General features: G+C 70.9%; 16 protein-coding genes. 8 read left to right on the plus strand and 8 right to left on the minus strand.

Annotation, left to right across the window (positions count from 1 at the left end; translation table 11 throughout):
• The first annotated feature begins 274 nt into the window (after positions 1 to 274).
• From ACZ3H8_RS06495 to ACZ3H8_RS06505, 3 genes are all read left to right on the plus strand, one after another.
• A complete protein-coding gene (locus ACZ3H8_RS06495) occupies positions 275 to 628 on the plus strand; it encodes a hypothetical protein (protein ID WP_467398247.1) in 354 nt (117 codons plus the stop codon).
• Positions 629 to 731: 103 nt separating this feature from the next.
• On the plus strand, positions 732 to 1,220 hold the full coding sequence (locus ACZ3H8_RS06500) for a hypothetical protein (protein WP_467398249.1): 489 nt from the start codon (positions 732 to 734) through the stop codon (positions 1,218 to 1,220).
• A 20-nt stretch (positions 1,221 to 1,240) separates the two neighbouring features.
• The gene (locus ACZ3H8_RS06505) at positions 1,241 to 1,609 is read left to right on the plus strand and encodes a VOC family protein (protein WP_467398252.1); all 369 of its coding nucleotides are present in this window, start codon (positions 1,241 to 1,243) and stop codon (positions 1,607 to 1,609) included.
• 61 nt (positions 1,610 to 1,670) lie between these two features.
• Here the strand turns inward: ACZ3H8_RS06505 and ACZ3H8_RS06510 are convergent, their stop codons facing one another.
• The 3 genes from ACZ3H8_RS06510 to ACZ3H8_RS06520 form a co-directional block, all read right to left on the minus strand.
• On the minus strand, positions 1,671 to 3,233 hold the full coding sequence (locus ACZ3H8_RS06510) for a SulP family inorganic anion transporter (RefSeq protein WP_467398254.1): 1,563 nt from the start codon (positions 3,231 to 3,233) through the stop codon (positions 1,671 to 1,673).
• Entirely contained in the window at positions 3,230 to 3,823 is a 594-nt protein-coding gene (locus ACZ3H8_RS06515) for a carbonic anhydrase (RefSeq protein WP_467398257.1), read from the minus strand. The genes ACZ3H8_RS06510 and ACZ3H8_RS06515 overlap by 4 nt, the downstream gene beginning before the upstream one ends.
• Before the next feature lie 1,069 nt (positions 3,824 to 4,892).
• Entirely contained in the window at positions 4,893 to 5,306 is a 414-nt protein-coding gene (locus ACZ3H8_RS06520; RefSeq protein ID WP_467398258.1) for a DUF3291 domain-containing protein, read from the minus strand.
• Positions 5,307 to 5,400: 94 nt separating this feature from the next.
• On the opposite strand from ACZ3H8_RS06520, the gene ACZ3H8_RS06525 reads away from it, so the two are divergent.
• Both ACZ3H8_RS06525 and ACZ3H8_RS06530 read left to right on the plus strand, forming a co-directional pair.
• Positions 5,401 to 6,024 (plus strand): MerR family transcriptional regulator, encoded by a 624-nt coding sequence (locus ACZ3H8_RS06525; RefSeq protein WP_467398261.1) that lies wholly within the window; start codon positions 5,401 to 5,403, stop codon positions 6,022 to 6,024.
• Positions 6,025 to 6,089: 65 nt separating this feature from the next.
• Positions 6,090 to 6,716: a precorrin-8X methylmutase gene (locus ACZ3H8_RS06530; RefSeq protein ID WP_467399915.1), complete on the plus strand. Its 627-nt coding sequence runs from the start codon at positions 6,090 to 6,092 to the stop codon at positions 6,714 to 6,716.
• A gap of 43 nt (positions 6,717 to 6,759) precedes the next feature.
• Here ACZ3H8_RS06530 and ACZ3H8_RS06535 read toward each other — a convergent pair whose 3' ends face one another.
• The 3 genes from ACZ3H8_RS06535 to ACZ3H8_RS06545 are packed head-to-tail and all read right to left on the minus strand — an operon-like array spanning position 6,760 to position 9,724.
• A complete protein-coding gene (locus ACZ3H8_RS06535; RefSeq protein WP_467398264.1) occupies positions 6,760 to 7,494 on the minus strand; it encodes a cobalt-precorrin-6A reductase in 735 nt (244 codons plus the stop codon).
• Between the two features lie 10 nt (positions 7,495 to 7,504).
• Positions 7,505 to 8,755 carry a precorrin-6y C5,15-methyltransferase (decarboxylating) subunit CbiE gene (gene cbiE / locus ACZ3H8_RS06540; protein ID WP_467398266.1) on the minus strand — a complete coding sequence of 417 codons (1,251 nt, stop codon included), beginning with the start codon at positions 8,753 to 8,755 and terminating at the stop codon, positions 7,505 to 7,507.
• Between the two features lie 42 nt (positions 8,756 to 8,797).
• Positions 8,798 to 9,724: a DUF2867 domain-containing protein gene (locus tag ACZ3H8_RS06545; protein ID WP_467398270.1), complete on the minus strand. Its 927-nt coding sequence runs from the start codon at positions 9,722 to 9,724 to the stop codon at positions 8,798 to 8,800.
• Positions 9,725 to 9,769: 45 nt separating this feature from the next.
• On the opposite strand from ACZ3H8_RS06545, the gene ACZ3H8_RS06550 reads away from it, so the two are divergent.
• Positions 9,770 to 10,378 carry a TetR/AcrR family transcriptional regulator gene (locus tag ACZ3H8_RS06550; RefSeq protein WP_467398272.1) on the plus strand — a complete coding sequence of 203 codons (609 nt, stop codon included), beginning with the start codon at positions 9,770 to 9,772 and terminating at the stop codon, positions 10,376 to 10,378.
• 142 nt (positions 10,379 to 10,520) lie between these two features.
• Here ACZ3H8_RS06550 and ku read toward each other — a convergent pair whose 3' ends face one another.
• Entirely contained in the window at positions 10,521 to 11,609 is a 1,089-nt protein-coding gene (ku, locus tag ACZ3H8_RS06555; protein ID WP_467398275.1) for a non-homologous end joining protein Ku, read from the minus strand.
• A 49-nt stretch (positions 11,610 to 11,658) separates the two neighbouring features.
• Here ku and ligD point away from each other — a divergent pair, with 49 nt between their 5' ends.
• Positions 11,659 to 12,546, plus strand: coding sequence for a non-homologous end-joining DNA ligase (gene ligD / locus ACZ3H8_RS06560; RefSeq protein ID WP_467398277.1), 888 nt, complete (start codon positions 11,659 to 11,661; stop codon positions 12,544 to 12,546).
• Positions 12,543 to 13,448, plus strand: a complete 906-nt coding sequence (locus ACZ3H8_RS06565; RefSeq protein WP_467398280.1) for an ATP-dependent DNA ligase — start codon at positions 12,543 to 12,545, stop codon at positions 13,446 to 13,448. Before ligD ends, ACZ3H8_RS06565 begins: the two co-directional genes overlap by 4 nt.
• A gap of 38 nt (positions 13,449 to 13,486) precedes the next feature.
• On the opposite strand, the gene ACZ3H8_RS06570 is transcribed toward ACZ3H8_RS06565, so the two are convergent.
• Complete coding sequence (locus ACZ3H8_RS06570; RefSeq protein ID WP_467398282.1) at positions 13,487 to 14,287, minus strand: nuclease-related domain-containing protein; 801 nt, start codon at positions 14,285 to 14,287, stop codon at positions 13,487 to 13,489.
• Positions 14,288 to 14,314: the final 27 nt, after the last annotated feature.

Consider the following 14,314-nt stretch of genomic DNA (forward strand, 5'->3'; position numbering starts at 1 on the left):
GGCACCCGGCCACGCTCTGTCACATGAAGTCGGAAATCCGCCTGCTCCCCCTCCGTGCAATCACGGAGGACTGCATCCCGCCGTGCCCGTACTGCCACCCGACACCGATCTCGGCATGCCGTGACCGGCCACGCGACGCACCCTGGACACATGGCCTCGCCTGTCTCCGTGAACCCGCCGTCGTCGGCGGGTGGACGACGTGTGCGGGTGGATGGCGAGATCCGCGGCCTCATTGAATGGCGAGGCGGAGGGCCCCACGTCTGGAGGTGAGCTCATGAGGCTCCGCAAGGTGACAGCCGGGTGGGGGGAACCACTCCAGCCACCACCGGGCTACTTCGGCCCCGAAGGGAGCGTGCCCGATGAGGCGCAGCGACGCCTCATCCTCGACTGGGCGGTGAGCCAGCGGATCGCGAGCGGATGGCGCGTGGAGTCCCGTTCAGAGACGCAGGCGGTGCTGGTCCGTGGTCAGCCGGTGAACCATGTGCTGCACGCCATCCTCAGCCTCGTCACCTGCTTTCTGTGGGCCATCGTGTGGGTCGTTCTCATGGCGACGAACAGGGTCGAGCGGGTCGCCCTGACCGTCGATGCGCAAGGGCACGTAATCGCTGTGCACGCTCCGGTGTCCTAGGCCGGCACGCCTTGCTCGTCCGTCCGCCTCCCACGCGATGCCCCACAACATCCGCGTGGCGATCTGCCTGCCAAGCACCGCCGATGGATGATCCCCTAGGCAGGTGGAAGCAGTCATAGCGAGCGGGATCGCCGTACTCGGAACCCTCCTTGGATCAGGGCTCACACTCGCGTTCCAGCGGCGCACAGCCGAGAACAGCCACAAGTTCACCCGCAGCGAGAGCCTGCGACAAGAACGGCTGGACGCCTACTGCGTCTACGCCGGCGCCCTCCTCAACTACCGGCGCTGTCTGGTCCACTTGTGGTTCTGCCTGCACGAGCAGCCACCGCACGAGGACCCGGACCAGGTGCGTGTCCGCGCGTACGACCTTCGGTCCGCGGCCCAAGAAGCGCTCTTCCGCATCCAAATGCTCACAGATGACGACACTCTTGGCCGGGCAGCGGAGGAGGTCCTCGACGCGGTTGCCAATCTGCACAAGACCGACAGCCGGTCTGAACTCGACGAACGAAGAGAGCGCACCCGGGAAGGGATCAACGACTTGGTCAGCATCGCGAAGCAGCACGTCAGTGGCGTCGATGTCGTGGGTCTGTAGCTGTCCGCCAGAATCGGCGCATGCTGAGAATCGGATCCGTTGTTCTGGGCGTCTCGGATGTGCCGCGCGCGGCCGCGTTCTGGATGGAGGCCATGGGATACGTCCCGCGCGAGGAGATGGAAGACGACTGGGTGGTGCTGGTGCCTGCGGATGGGGTCGGGGCCCAGCTGGCGCTCGGTCTCAGCGAGACGCCGGTGCAGGAGCATCCGCGGATCCATCTCGACCTGTACGCCGGGGACGCGGCCGACCAGGCCGCCGAGGTCGAGCGGCTGGTGTCCCTCGGCGCCCAGCGCGTCGACTGGGACCTTTATCCGGACGACGCCGACTTCGTCGTACTTGCCGATCCCGAGGGCAATCGCTTCTGCGTCATCGACACCAGTCACAGCTGACAGACCGGACGCCTCCACCTCGCCGCGGCGAAACGGGCGAAGCGGAGGCGTCCGGGGCCGGTCAGCCCGTGGGCATCAGGACGCGGGTGGCTCCTTCCTCCTTGTTGTGCTTGTTGTGCTTGTTGTGCCGGTCGGCCCAGTTGGCGAGGGCCGTACTGCACGCGTGATCGAGATGGCGCAGGTCCAGCAGGTCGAGCTCGATGTGCCGGTCCTTCGGCAGTCCCTCGAGGCTGTCGAGGATCCTGGGCAGCCGGAGGAAGGTCGCGTTGCCCGAGACGACCACACGGAGGGGGCCGCTGCGGTCGGAGTCTTCGTCGACGTGCACCTGGACGTGCGACGTCTCCCACGCCGTCTTGGCGACGGCGAGCAGCAGCCCGGCCAGCACGCCCTCGAACATGTTGGTCGCGACGATGGCGACCGCGGTGGCCATCAGGATCAGCGCCTCCCCGCGGTGCTCGCGCCACAGCGGCCCGAGTTCCTTCAGTGGGATGAGCTTCCAGCCGGAGAAGACCAGGATTCCGGCGAGCGCGGCGACCGGTATGAGGCCGAGCGCGGCCGGTACGAGTGCCGCGAAGAGCAGCAGCCATACGCCGTGCAGCACCCGTGACGCCTTGGTCCGGGCGCCCGCTTGCACATTGGCCGCGCTGCGCACGATGACCGCGGTCATCGGCAGCGCCCCGAGGGCTCCGCAGAACGCGTTGCCCGCGCCCTGCGCCATCAACTCCTTGTCGTAGTCGGTGCCGGGTCCGCTGTGCAGCCGGTCTACGGCAGCGGCGCTGAACAGACTCTCCGCCGACGCGATGAGCGTGATGGCGACGACCGTGCCGATCGCCCCGACCACTCCGGCATCCGTGATCCTGCCGAGGTCGTCGGTGGATGGTGGCCGGATCGCGCCCAGCAGCCCCTGCACCTCGACCCGCTTCACGGGCAGAGCGAACAGCGCCACTGCGGTGGTGGTCAAAGCCACGGCGGCCAGTGGTGCGGGGACCACGCGGACCTTCGGCGGCAGATGCTTCCAGAAGGCCATCAGTACGACGGTGACCGCGCCGAGAGCGAAGGCGGTCAGAGCCTCCGGCGTGCGGGCCGTACGGATGAGCATCTCTGGCAGGCCCGCGAGGTTGGCGGGGCCCGAGCCGGGCGCCTTCGCGTCGGCCATGGCGTAGAGCTGACCGGCGATCAGTACGAGGCCGATCCCGGCCAGCATGCCTTCCACCACGGCGATGGAGATGGCGCGGAACCAGCGGCCCAGCCGCAGCGCGCCCATGACCAGCTGGAGCACGCCCGCCGTGAGGACGAAGACGCCCAGGGCCCCGAGTCCGAATTCGTTGACGGCTTCGAGGACGAGGACGGTCAGCCCCGCGGCGGGTCCGCTGACCTGGAGGCTGCTCCCGGGGAGCAGCCCGGTGACGAGTCCGCCGACGATGCCGGTGACCAGGCCGAGTTCCGCCGGGACGCCGGAGGCAACGGCCACGCCCACGCACAGCGGCAGGGCGACGAGGAATACGACGACGGACGCGGTGAGATCGGCTCGCAGCGTCGAGGCGGAGGGTCGCTCCGCGCGCTGCGGCGCCGCCCGCCGGTGGCGTCCGCGGTTCCCGCGTTCGCGGGTGTCGGCGGCGCTCACAGCGGAAGGAACGCGTCGTCGTGCGGCCGGTGGACGAGCACGGAGCCGGTGTCTATCTCGTAGAACCAGCCGTGCAGGCTGAGGCGCCCTTCCGCGACCCGGCGGGAGACGCATGGGTAGTCGCGCAACTGCCGGATCTGGCGCAGCACATGGTGCTGGACGGCCTCGGCGATGGCTGGGGACAAAGGGTCGGCGAAGAGGGGCGGGGGTGACGCACTCTCCAGCCAGCCGCGAACCGCGGGAACGGCGGAGAGGTCTTCGCGGCGCACCATCGCGCCGACGGCACCGCAGTGGGAGTGGCCGCAGACGACGATGTCGGCGACGCCGAGCACCTCGACGGCGTACTCGATGGTGGCCGCCTCGCTCGAGTGCCGCTCGGGGTCGTGTTCGGGGATGATGCTGCCTGCCGTGCGGAGTTCGAAGAGCTCGCCGGGGCGGGCTCCGGTGATCAGCGAGGGGATCACCCGCGAGTCGGAGCAGGTGATGAACAGCGCTTGTGGGGACTGACCTTCCGCGAGGCGGCCGAACTCGTCGGCGCGGGCGGCGGCCCGGTCCCGGAAGGCGCGGGCATTCTTCATGAGCATGTGCATGGGGGTGTTCCTCCAGCGCGCCCAAGGCGCGCGGTGGTGAGTCGTCATGTCGGATCGCAGGTGCTGAGTGGGGGAAGCCGTGCGGGAGCCGACAAATCGATCAGAGGCGGAACACTTGAAGCACGGCAGGCCGTGCTGCGGGGCGCTGTCCGGGTGGACCGGGGTTGTGCCCCGTGCACCAGGAGTCGGTGGAGCACCCGGGAGGCGGCGGGGTCGCCCTCACCGGTCGGGCGGAGGGGGGACGATCGCCTGTGGGCGGGGCTTGGGCGGTCAGCAGGCTGTTGGGCCGGCCGCCGTTGCGGTAGGGGGGCGGCTTGTCCAGGGGATTCGGATCGTCCCGGGACGAGTCGGCGTGTGAGCCGCGCAAGCCGTGTTCGTTGGGTGAGTTGAGCTCACCGGGTGGGCCCGTTGAGTCTGATGACTCCGGTGGGCCCGGTGAGCCCGGTGGCTCGGGTTCGCCGGGCGACTCAGGTATGGAGTCGGCCTCTCGGGAAGTCCCTCCGGCGTCCAATGCCACTTCTCCGGCGGCGTCTACGGCCGCCTGGCAGAACAGGAGGACCGCGAGCAACAGGGTGCACAGCGCAGCGAGTGCGTCCGCTGCTGCGATACGCCGTGTCACGGTCCCTCCCCGACTTCAGTCCTCAGCAATTGGTCCAACTGGTCAGTAACTCCAGCCTCTTCAGTCACTGTGACAGCACGACGGCGCAAAAGTCAGCGATTCGTTAAAGATTCGTGAGCGTCACACCACTTGACAGCGGCCGTCTGGCGACGCTACCGCGGGTCACCCCAGTTGAGGCGCCGATTGCGTCCGGGCACCGCCGTACGGACCGCCGGGGAGCGGAATCCTTCACGGGCGGGTTCGGCGACCACTCGGCTCCACGTGGGAGCCGACGAAGCGAGTTGCGGGGAGGGGTGCCGGTCAACTGAGCGCGGACCGCGAGGCGTTCACGATCATCCGCGCTCATGCGGCCAGGGGTGACGTCGTAGCTGCGGATGATGCGGCTGGCGAGGATGAGGATGAGGACGACGAAGGCGGCGCCCGGGGCCGCGCCCGACTCGGGTCCTGCGATCAGCGGGCGCCCTCCGCGTCCGCGCGGGCCTGGGCGTCGATGCGCGCCTTGGCGTCCTTCCAGGCGATCGGCAGCTCCTCCACCGGAACTTCCCAGAACGTGAAGGTCGAGCTGCGCATCGTGGATCGCAGGCCGATCATGATGCTCTTGTGGGGCTCGGTCCTCGCGTAGGTGTAGAGCGCTTCCTTGTCCTCCCAGGCGGACAGGGTGAAGAAGACACCCTTCAGCAGCTGGGCTTCGAGGGACGCACCCAGCGCGCCCGGCGCTTTGCGCACCTGACCCCAGGCGGAGAGCGCCTTCAGAAAGAAGCCCGGCACGTTCTTGATGGACTTCACCTCAAGGCGGGAAGCCATGACGAAGGCGCGGGTGTTGGGCTGAGCCGGGTTCGGCTTCGTCCAGGGAAGAGTCGGCACGATAGTCTCGCCTCCACAGTTGGTGAGTAGCAGTATCTATATTAGACAGTACCGCTACCCAATGGCCAGTTGGAAGCAGGGAAGCAGGACCGGGATGCGAATTTCTGAGTTGAGCCGCCGCAGCGGGGTGTCCACAGCGACGATCAAGTACTACCTGCGCGAAGGGCTCCTGCCGCCGGGCCGCGCAACCGCGGCGACCCAGGCGGAGTACGGAGAGTCGCATGTGCGGCGCCTCCGGCTGATCCGCGCTCTGATCGGCGTGCGAGGACTGTCGGTCAGTGCAGCCAAGGACGTACTGGAAGCCGTCTCCGAGCACGCGACCGACCTGCATGAGCTGCTCGGCCTCGTATTCGGTGTCTGGCCTGCCTCCGGCGCCGCCAAGGACGAGGACGGCGAGGCGGACGACTCCGAAGTGAGCGCGCTGCTGGCGGAGATGGGCTGGGAGGTCACAGAGCACAATCCCGCCCGTGACGTCATCACACAGACGCTGCACACCCTGCGCTCTCTCGGCGTGGACTACGACTGGCACTCCCTCGTTCCCTACGCGCAGCTCGCCGAGAAAACCGCCACCCTGGACCTGGACCAGCTCGAAGGGCCGGACGATCCGCTCGAAAAGGCCGAGCGCGCAGTACTGCTTACGTTTCTCCTGGAGCCGACGCTGATGGCCCTGCGCCGCCTCGCGCAGGAAGCCGAGTCGACCGTCCGATACCGCGGTTGATCTGGGTGGCCGATACAGTCGGCCAGTTCCGGCCGTAACGCGTTGAAGAGATGAGCGAGAGCACAGTGTTCGAGTACGAGAAGGACGGCGCGGAGATCTACCGCCAGTCCTTTGCCACCATCCGCGCGGAAGCGGATCTCGCGGGGCTGCCCGCCGATGTCAGCCGGGTCGCTGTCCGGATGATCCACGCCTGCGGCATGGTCGACCTGGTACGCGACCTCTCGTTCACCCCGGACGTGGTGGCCCGCGCCCGCGCGGCGCTGCGCGCCGGAGCGCCCGTCCTGTGCGATGTCTCCATGGTCGCCAGCGGGGTGACCCGCAAGCGGCTGCCCGCGGACAACGACGTGGTGTGCACGCTGTCCGACCCGTCGGTCCCGGGCCTCGCGGCCGAGCTCGGCACCACTCGTAGCGCCGCTGCCCTGGAGCTGTGGCGCGACCGCATGGAGGGCGCCGTGGTGGCCGTCGGCAACGCGCCCACGGCTCTCTTCCGGCTGCTGGAGATGATCGAGGAGGGCGCACCGCGCCCGGCGGCGGTCATCGGAGTGCCGGTCGGCTTCGTCGGGGCGGCCGAGTCCAAGGACGCGCTTGCCGAACACCCCTCGGGTCTCGATCACTTGGTGGTGCGCGGACGCCGGGGCGGCAGCGCCATCGCCGCCGCCGCGGTCAACGCTCTTGCGAGCGAGGAGGAGTGAGAGGACGGGTGACGGGGACAGCGAGCGGGCCGGGGCCTCGCCGCTATCCGGAGAACTGACGCAGCCAGGCGGCCGCCTCGTCCACGGTGACCGCCACCTCCACCCCGTCCGGGACCGGCGGTCGCCGGACCACCACCACCGGCAGTCCGGCCTCGCGGGCGGCGGTGAGTTTGGGGGCGGTGGCGGCCCCGCCGCTGTCCTTGGTGACCAGGACGTCGATGCGGTGGCGGCGCAACAGCTCGCGCTCGCTGTCGAGCGTGAAGGGCCCCCGGTCCAGCAGCACCTCCGTCCGGGGCGGCATCGGCGGCTCCGGGGCGTCCACCGACCGCATGAGGAACCAGAGTTCGTCGAGGCCCGCGAAGGCGGCGAGGCCCATCCGACCGGTGGTGAGGAAGACCCGCCGGCCGAGGGCGGGAAGCATCCCGGCGGCCTGTTCCAGTGAGCCGGCGATGTGCCAGACGTCGCCCTCGCCCGCGACCCAGCCGGGCCTGCGCAGGGCCAGCAGGGGAACGTGGGCCGTGGCCGCGGCCGACGCCGCGTTGAAGCTGATCGTCTCCGCGAAGGGATGGGTGGCGTCGACGAGCGCGTCCACCTGGTGCGTCCGCAGCCACTGCGCCAGGCCCTCGGCCCCGCCGAAGCCGCCGATGCGTACCTCGCCCGCGGGCAGCCTGGGGCCGGCGACTCGTCCGGCGAGCGAGGTGGTGACCCGCGCAGCCGGCTGCAGGGACTCGGCGAGGCGGCGGGCCTCTGTGGTCCCGCCGAGTATCAGTACGTGCATCGGGCGCCGGTCATCGTTCGTCGCCCGACTTGGTGACAGCCCACTGCGTCACGGGCATGGCCTGCCGCCAGCCGGTGAAGCCGCCCACCGGGACGGCGTGCGCCATAGCGAGCCGTACCAACTCGCCGCCGCGGCGCCGGTACCAGTCGGCCAGCAGCGCCTCGGACTCCAGCGTCACGGTGTTGGCGACCAGCCGCCCGCCCGGAGGCAGCGCCTCCCAGCACGCTTCGAGCAGTCCCGGCACGGTCAGCCCGCCACCGACGAACACCGCGTCCGGCGTGGGCAGCCCGGCGAGCGCCTCGGGGGCGGCGCCGGTGACGACCCGCAGCCCCGGCACCCCGAGCCGGTCCGCGTTGCGGGAGATGCGCTCGGCCCGGGCGGGGTCGCGCTCTACCGTGACGGCCCGGCAGGAGCGGTGCGTACGCATCCACTCGACGGCGATGGAGCCGGAGCCGCCGCCGATGTCCCACAGCAGTTCGCCGGGGGCGGGGGCGAGCACGCCGAGCGTTGCGGCACGCACATGGCGCTTGGTGAGCTGCCCGTCGTGTTCGTACGCGGCGTCCGGCAGCCCTGGTACGGCGCCGAGGCGCAGAGCGCCCGGGGCGCGGCGGCAGTCGATGGCGATGACGTTCAGCGGATCGCCGGGCGGCAGGTCCCAGGTGTCGGCGGTCCCTTCTGCCCGCTGTTCGCGCTCCCCGCCCAGCTGCTCCAGCACCCGCATCCGGCTGGGGCCGAACCCGTACTCGCGCAGGAAGGCCGCGACGTCGGCGGGCGTCGCGGCCCCGGCGCTGAGGACGAGCAGCCGCCGCCCGTCGTGCAGCGCCGCGCCGAGCCGCGCGGTGGGCCTGCCGACGAGCGTCACGACCTCGGTGTCCTCCAGCGGCCAGCCCAGGCGCGCACAGGCGTACGACACCGAGGACGGGTGCGGCAGTACCCGCGGCACACCGGCGCCGAGCACTTCGGTGAGCGCCCGCCCGATCCCGTAGAACATGGGATCGCCGCTGGCCAGCACGGCGACACGACGCCCGGCGTGGGCCGCGAGCAGCCCGGGCACGGCGGGCCGCAGCGGCGACGGCCAGGCCACCCGCTCCCCCGCGCAGGCGGGCGGCAGCAACTCCAGCTGGCGCGGCCCCCCGACGAGGACCTCGGCGCCGAGCAGCGCCTGCTGCGAGGCGGCGGGAATTCCGTCCCAGCCGTCTGCTCCGATCCCTACGACGGTCACGGCCGGTGTGCTGGGGGACGCGGAACTCGCGGAACTCACGGACGGACACCTCGGGAACGGAGAGAGGAACGAAGGCGCACTCTACTGGGCGGCTGTTTCGTCCATCCGTGCTGGTGACAGGTCGGGCGGCGACGGTGTCCGGTCAGGCGCGGGCGGGGCCGCGAAGGCCAGGCGGCAGTGGGTGCGGCGGAGCATCCTGCGGGCCATGAGGGGGTGGAGGCGGCGGACCGCCGCGAAGTAGAGCCTGCCGCGCCAGTTGTGGAACTTCACCACCGTGGTGAGCGTGACCTTGTCGTCGGCGATCAGGACCGAGGCGCGGAAGTCGAGATGGCCGCCGTCCTCGCCGAGCAGGAGTTCGTCCGGGGCCGTGGCCCGGACCGGGAAGGGCAGGACCTTGCGCCAGGCCTGGGGGTCGCGGGGCATGCCCGGGCCCAGGGGGAGGGTGTACGCGTCGGCGAAGTCCGGGGCGGCGAATGCCTGGTGGGCCAGTGCGGCTTGCGGTGGGACGCTCGTTGCGGTCGGGCGGTCCCGGACCAGGCCGTGCATCAGGCGCGCCCAGCGGGTCCAGCGGTAGGGACGCGGCAGACCGGCGGGGGACGCGGCGCGCTCGATGTTGTCGAAGAGTTCTTCGATCATCGTGTCGTGCATCGGGCGGATCGCCAGGGTCCACAGCAGCCATGCCTTGAGGCCCTGTTCCTGTTCGAGGACATGGCGGACCCGGCAGCGGTCGGCGTCCAGCGGTTCTATCGCGAGGGCGTGGAAGCCGTTGCCCGGCGGGCTGAAGTCGAAGCGGATGCTGCGCCCCGGGTCGTACGCGCCGATCGAGTAGCGGACGAAGCCGTGGCCGCCGTCCGCGCCGACGCCGAGGGGGCCGTCGAACCGGATCGGGGGCCAGACGGGGCTCGGGCTGAGCGGGTCGTCCGGGGAGGAGATGCGGTCAAGCAGGGCGCCGACCACCTCCGCCGGGGCGTCGATCAGCCGCTCGTGAACGTTCCGTACCGTGTTCATCACGCACCTCCATACGGTGGCGTATGTTTTACCGTACGGTAGCGTATGGACATGGTGCAAGCAGAAGAGGCCCGGCAGACAGGACCGGGGCAGGGCCGCAAAAGGCTCTCGGCCCGCGACTGGGCCGACGCGGCGCTCGCCGCCATCGGGGAGCGCGGGCTCGCCGCCGTCGCGGTGGAGCCGCTCGCCGCCCGGCTCGGCACGACCAAGGGCAGCTTCTACTGGCACTTCACCAACCGGGATGCGCTGATCGAGGCGGCGCTGGCCCGGTGGGAAGAGATCTGCACCGAGGAGATCATCACCGCGATGGAGTCCGAGCCGGACCCGGAGCGGCGGCTGCGCACCCTCTTCGCGCAGGTGACGGCGTCCGCCGCCGACGATCCCCTCGAGGTCTCGCTGCTCGCGACTGCCGACCATCCCCAAGTCGCCGCCGTACTGGCGCGGGTGACGGAGCGCCGGGTCGGCTATGTGGCGCATCTCTTCGAAGAGCTGGGCTTCCCGCCCGACCAGGCGCGGCAGCGCGGGCTGCTCGCTTACACCAGCTATCTCGGGCACACGCAGCTGAGCCATGCCGTGCCGCAGACGCTGCCCGTCGGGGCCGAGCGCGCCGACTATCTGGAGTCCGTGCTGGACAACCTGCTGCGCCGCGCATAGACGGCGCCGCCGAGGCAGAACAGCCGCCGCACCTGCGCCTGCGAGGCGCCGTTGGAGGCCGCAACGGGCCGCCTCCGCCCGAGGCGCGAGCGCGAGGCGCGGCGGGCGAGCTGCGCGTGGCGCGCAGGCTGCACAGTCAGCCTCACGCCGAGGCGCGCTTCTTTGGGGTCGCCTTCTTGGCCACGGCCTTCTTCGTCGTCTTCTTCGCCGCGGTGGACTTCGTGGCCGTGGACTTCGTGGCAGTGGACTTGCTCGCCGTCGACTTGCTCGCCGTCGGCTTGGCCGCCGTGGTCTTCTTCGCGCTCGCCACCGTCTTCTTCGCCGTCTTCGCGGTGGACTTCTTCGCGCCCGCGCCCGCACCGCCCGCCGATTTCGGCGAAGCCGCCGCCCGCTTGCGTCCCTTGATCGAGGTGACCTCGGCGACCTCGGCTACCTCCTCGCCCTCCTCCCCGCGCGCCTCCTTCGCCGCCTGAACGCTCTTCTCCAGCGCGGCCATCAGGTCGATGACCTTGCCGCCCGCGCGCTCGGCCGGCGCGGTCTCGGGAGCCACCTCGCCGCCCTCCACCTTCGCGGCGATCATCGCCTCCACCGCCGTCCGGTAGTCGTCGTGCAGCGAATCCAGGTCGACGTCGCCGAGCGTGTCCATCAGAGCGTCGGCCAGGTCGAGTTCCGCCTCCCGGACCGTCACCTCGGTGTCCGGGGCCGCCTCCTGCGGAGAGCGGATCTCGTCGGGCCAGAGCAGCCCGTGCATGGCGATCACATTGTCGACGACGCGCAGCATGCCGAGGCGTTCCCGGCCGCGCAGGGCGAACTTGGCGACGGCGACCTTCTGGCTCCGCTTGAGCGCCTCACGCAGCAGCGTGTACGGCTTGGCGGCCGGGACGCCGTTGGCGGACAGGTAGTACGCTGCGTCCATCTGGAGCGGATCGATCAGCTCCGCCGGCACGAACGCGACGATCTCGATCGTCTTCGCCGTGGGCAGCGGCAGGGCCGCGAGATCCTCATCGGTGATCGGGATGATCGATCCGTCCGCGTCCTCGTACCCCTTGCCGATCTCGGCGGCCGGCACTTCCTTCTCCTCCAGCTCGCAGACCTTGCGGTAGCGGATCCGGCCGCCGTCAACGGTGTGGATCTGCCGGAAGGAGACCGAGTGGCTCTCGGTGGCGTTCACCAGCTTGATCGGAATGCTGACCAGACCGAAGGAGATCGCGCCGTTCCATATGGATCGCACGTTTCATCCCTTTCATCCGAAACTTCGGGATTCGTGGGATTCTCATCGTATGACGCCGATCACGGAGGTGGAGGGGCGGCGCCTGGCGCTCAGCAATCTGGAGAAGGTCATCCACCCCGCCACCGGGACCACCAAGGGCGAGATCCTGCACTACTACGCCACCACGGCGGGTGCGATCCTCGCCCATCTCCACAACCGTCCGCTGTCCTTCCTCCGGTACCCGGACGGGCCCGACGGCCAGCTGTTCTTCACCAAGAACCCGCCGCCAGGAACGCCCGACTGGGTCCGGACCGTCGCCGTCCCCCGTTCGGAGGACAAGAACGCCCGGCAGGTCGTCGTACAGGACCTCGCGTCGCTGATGTGGGCGGCGAATCTGGTCGTGGAGTTCCATACGCCGCAATGGCAGGCGGACGAGCCGGCGATGGCCGACCGCATGGTTTTCGACCTCGATCCGGGCGCCCCCGCGACGATCGCCGAGTGCTGTTCCGTCGCGCTCTGGCTGCGCGAGCGGCTCGCGGCCGACGGACTGCACGCCTACGCCAAGACCTCGGGCTCCAAGGGACTGCATGTCCTCGTGCCGGTGGAGCCCACCCCCTCCGAGAAGGTGTCGGCGTACGCCAAGAGCCTCGCCGTCGAGGGCGAGGCCGCGCTGCCCGGCCTGATCCTGCACCGGATGAAGCGCTCCCTGCGGCCCGGCAAGGTCTTCGTCGACCACAGCCAGAACGCCGCCGCGAAGACCACCGCCGCCCCCTACACCCTGCGCGCCCGCACCGAGCCGACCGTCTCGACGCCCGTCACCTGGGAGGAGATCGAGGCGCACCAGAACCTCGTCTTCCGGATCGGCGACATCGCGCCACGGCTCGACCGGTACGGGGATCTGCTCGGCCCGCTCATCAATCTCAACCGGGCCGGGCGGCTGCCGGACGGGCCGCCATGAACGCGCCCAGGCCGCCCCTGAAGGTCGCGCTCGCCGAATCGGTGAGCGTCCTGCCGCGTGGGCGCGGTCTGGCGTACGAGCCGAAGTTCGACGGCCACCGGATGGTGATCTTCCGGCTCGGCGGCGAGGTGCTGCTCCAGGCCCGTTCGGGCAGGATCATCACCGCCGCGTTCCCCGATCTCGCGGACGCGGCACGCCAGTTGCCCGACGGCACGGTGCTTGACGGGGAGGTGGTGGTCTGGACGGAAGGGCGCATCGACTTCGCCGCCGTACAGAAGCGCGCGGCCGCCACTCCGGGGCGCGCACCCGCCCTCGCACGCCGGCTGCCCGCCTCGTACGCCGCCTTCGATCTGCTCGCCGAGGGAGGTGAGGATCTACGGCCGTCGGCGTACGAGAAACGGCGCGCGCGGCTGGTCGCGCTGCTCGGCCCGCTCGGGCCGCCGTTGCAGCCCGTGCCGATGACCCTGGACGCCGGGGAGGCGGCCACCTGGTTCGAGTCGCTGCCCGCGATAGGCGTCGAGGGCCTTGTGGTCAAGCGCCTCGACCAGACGTATCGGAGCGGCACGCGCGCGTGGCAGAAACTTCGGCACACCTCCGCGCGCGATGCGGCGGTCGTCGGCTTCACCGGGCCGCAGGCGCGGCCGAGCACGCTGGTACTGGTACTGCCGGACGACGACACGCCGCTGGTATCGAGCCCCCTGGCACCCGCACTGCGGGCACAGGCGGCGGCCGCGCTGGCCGACCGGACGAGCACCGGGACGGGGACGGCGATGGCGGTCGGCGTGGGCGAGGTCGAGTACCGGGCCGTCGAGACCGGGCTGACGGCCGAGGTGGAGCAGGGCACGACACGGCACACGGTCACCACGGTGCTGCGGCTGCGGCTCCCCGAGGACCACGACTAGAGGATCACGACTGGAGGACCACGACCGGCAGGGCCGGATTACGCGCGCAGCCAGGTGCGGCGGTCGCGCGCCGCCGCGTAGAGCGCCTCGATGTCCGCGGGCTTCAGTACGCCGCCGAGCCTGGCCAGCGCGGGCACCTCGGCCTCCCGCAGAATCCGTACGTCCGGTGGCGCGGGCAGCACATCCAGCCGCGCCGCCCCCACCACGGCGAGGACCGGGCGCACCGCCGCCGTCAGCGCGAGGGTCGCCCGCTCGGCCCGGCGGCGGGTCAGCCGCAGCAGCGGGCCCGGCACGCCGCGGCCGGCCCGGACCATCGGGTCGGCGATCCGCACCCGCAGCCGGCGGGCCGCCAGGGTGTGCACGGCCAGCACCCCGCCCGGGCCGACGGCCAGATGGTCGATGCGGTCGGCGCCCGGCAGCGGCACCGAGTGAATGATCCGCCAGCCCGCGCCCTCCAGCCGGTCGAGACCGTCGCCGAGCAGCTGCTGGGCGGCGAGTTCCGCGCGGCGCGGGTCCTGCCGGAAGCGGCGCCCGGCGGGGAGGTGGTCCAGCTCGGCGTGGAGCGCCTCGCCGGGGCGGTTGGGGGCAAGGTCGTCGTCCGGGTGCAGGGCCAGTCTGGCGAGATCGGCGGAGGTGGGCACGGGTGGAGGTCCGACGGTGACCTCGCCGGTCAGATACGGGGCGAGGGCGGCCAGCGCATCGGCGCGGTGGCGTTCGGAGACCAGGCTGAGGCGGCCGCTGTCCCTGTCGTACCAGGCGACGTTGCGGCCGTCCGGGAGGCTGACGTACAGCCGGTCCCGGCCCTGCTCGCGTGCCGGTGTGACGCGCAGTCCCGTCATGCCACCACCCCTCGACCATGGGAACAG

It is taken from the genome of Streptomyces sp. NPDC002868, from assembly GCF_055563295.1.

What these genes read in the sequence shown, in the direction of transcription:
- ACZ3H8_RS06495 (WP_467398247.1), top strand. Translation starts at nt 275, where the DNA reads ATGAGGCTCCGCAAGGTGACAGCCGGGTGGGGGGAACCACTCCAGCCA.
- ACZ3H8_RS06505 (WP_467398252.1), top strand. Translation starts at nt 1,241, where the DNA reads ATGCTGAGAATCGGATCCGTTGTTCTGGGCGTCTCGGATGTGCCGCGC.
- ACZ3H8_RS06515 (WP_467398257.1), bottom strand. Translation starts at nt 3,823, where the DNA reads ATGCACATGCTCATGAAGAATGCCCGCGCCTTCCGGGACCGGGCCGCC.
- ACZ3H8_RS06525 (WP_467398261.1), top strand. Translation starts at nt 5,401, where the DNA reads ATGCGAATTTCTGAGTTGAGCCGCCGCAGCGGGGTGTCCACAGCGACG.
- ACZ3H8_RS06535 (WP_467398264.1), bottom strand. Translation starts at nt 7,494, where the DNA reads ATGCACGTACTGATACTCGGCGGGACCACAGAGGCCCGCCGCCTCGCC.
- ACZ3H8_RS06545 (WP_467398270.1), bottom strand. Translation starts at nt 9,724, where the DNA reads ATGAACACGGTACGGAACGTTCACGAGCGGCTGATCGACGCCCCGGCG.
- ACZ3H8_RS06550 (WP_467398272.1), top strand. Translation starts at nt 9,770, where the DNA reads ATGGACATGGTGCAAGCAGAAGAGGCCCGGCAGACAGGACCGGGGCAG.
- ligD (WP_467398277.1), top strand. Translation starts at nt 11,659, where the DNA reads ATGACGCCGATCACGGAGGTGGAGGGGCGGCGCCTGGCGCTCAGCAAT.
- ACZ3H8_RS06565 (WP_467398280.1), top strand. Translation starts at nt 12,543, where the DNA reads ATGAACGCGCCCAGGCCGCCCCTGAAGGTCGCGCTCGCCGAATCGGTG.
- ACZ3H8_RS06570 (WP_467398282.1), bottom strand. Translation starts at nt 14,287, where the DNA reads ATGACGGGACTGCGCGTCACACCGGCACGCGAGCAGGGCCGGGACCGG.